This window comes from Pseudomonas sp. Kh14 (assembly GCF_900291005.1).
Lineage (GTDB): Bacteria > Pseudomonadota > Gammaproteobacteria > Pseudomonadales > Pseudomonadaceae > Aquipseudomonas > Aquipseudomonas alloputida.
Genome location: NZ_OLKJ01000046.1, coordinates 1 through 1,644 on the forward strand (window position 1 = coordinate 1; position 1,644 = coordinate 1,644).

Genomic DNA, 1,644 nt, shown 5'->3' on the forward strand with positions numbered 1-1,644 from the left:
AGATTTGCAGTGGCGCTGACATTTTGTAAAAGAAAAGGCGGCTGGCCCGGTAGGGCCAGCCGCCTTTTGCTTTGTTAGGGTTCAAGCGCGCGGGACAGAGATCGTAGCCAGCACTGGTGTGTGTCCGCACACCCGCGTAGGAGAGTGATCCGCACGGTATCGGCGTGAAGTCCCTGTAGGCATCAGCTGAATCAGCTGTGACCACGTATGAGAGAGTGAACCCTTTCGCCACCGTGTGCCCCGCGCGCCCTCTATCCTCCGAGGATTCATTATGGCGCGCAAGCCTTCCAAGCAACGCTTCACCGTCGTTCATCCCGATTGCGCTGCGATCGATATCGGCGGCCGTGAGCACTTTGTCGCAGTCGACCCCCGGCATGACGACGCTGTCCGAGCGTTTACCTCTTTTACTGATGACCTGTACAAGCTGGCTGACTGGCTTGAGAGCCTGAGCATCAAGGTGGTCGCCATGGAGTCCACTGGCGTGTACTGGATTCCGGTTTACGAGGTCCTCAGCGAACGTGGCTTTGACGTTTACCTCGTCAACGCCCGAGCGACACGACAGATCACTGGCCGTAAATCAGATGTGCTGGATTGCCAGTGGATCTGGCAGCTGATGACCCACGGACTCCTGCGAGGCGCCTTTCGTCCCGATGATCTGACTTGTTGTGTCCGGTCGCTGGTCAGGCAGCGGAGTTCAAAAGTGAAAGACCAGGCCCAGACTTTGAACCGGATGCAGAAAGCCATGAGCCAGATGAACATCCAGCTCGCAAATGTCATCAGCGACATCTCCGGTGTAACTGGCATGAAGATTCTGCGAGCAATCACTAAGGGTGAACGAGATCCAGCACAGTTGGCCGAATTGACCGATCCTCGCATCAAAGCAAGCAAAGAGACGGTCGCTCGTAGCCTGCATGGCAATTGGCGGCGTGAGCACTTGCATGCGCTGACTCAGGAACTGGCTGCCTATGACTTTCTGGAACAGCAAATCGCGGATTGTGACGCGGCTATAGGGGCAGCCTTGGAGCAAATGCCGGTGCTGGTGAGTAAGCCAGGGCTTTCCAAGAAAGCCATTCGTAGCCCCCATAGAACGGGTGCTCAACAAGCGGTATTGCACCAAGCACTCTGGAAAGTACTGGGCGTGGATCTGACGGCGATCCCGACGATTGGCGTGGACACGGCCTTGGTGCTGGCGGGCGAGATCGGCTCTGATCTATCACGTTTCCCCTCATCGCAGCACTTCTGTTCTTGGCTGGGACTGGCTCCCCCGACCCGAATCTCCGGAGGTCACCGGCTGGGAGGGGGTGGGCCAAAAATAATTAATCGAGCAGCTCAGGCACTCAAACAGGCAGCATCCAATGCTCGGAATGACAAGGGTTTCATCGGCGCATCGCACCGAGCCAGGCTGACCCGGATGGATACCAGCTGTGCAATCAAAGCCACTGCGCATCAGCTGGCACGGCTGGTTTATAACCTGCTGACCAAAAGGCAGGCCTATGTTGAGCAAGGCCTTGAGGAATTTGAAGCCAGGAGCCAAGACCGGCAGGTCCGGGCTTTGCTTCGCAAAGCCCGGAAACTGGGGTATCAGGTAGTGGCTGCGTGAGGCTTAAAAAAACAATGGGTTGCATTTTGTTTGATGAGAGCGGG

The 1,644-nt window shown here is 56.6% G+C and carries 1 protein-coding gene; it reads left to right on the forward strand.

Going from position 1 to position 1,644, the window contains the following annotated elements:
* Positions 1-271: 271 nt before the first annotated feature.
* Entirely contained in the window at positions 272-1,600 is a 1,329-nt protein-coding gene (locus FQ668_RS27250; RefSeq protein WP_039612256.1) for an IS110 family transposase, read from the forward strand.
* The last annotated feature ends 44 nt before the right edge of the window (positions 1,601-1,644 follow it).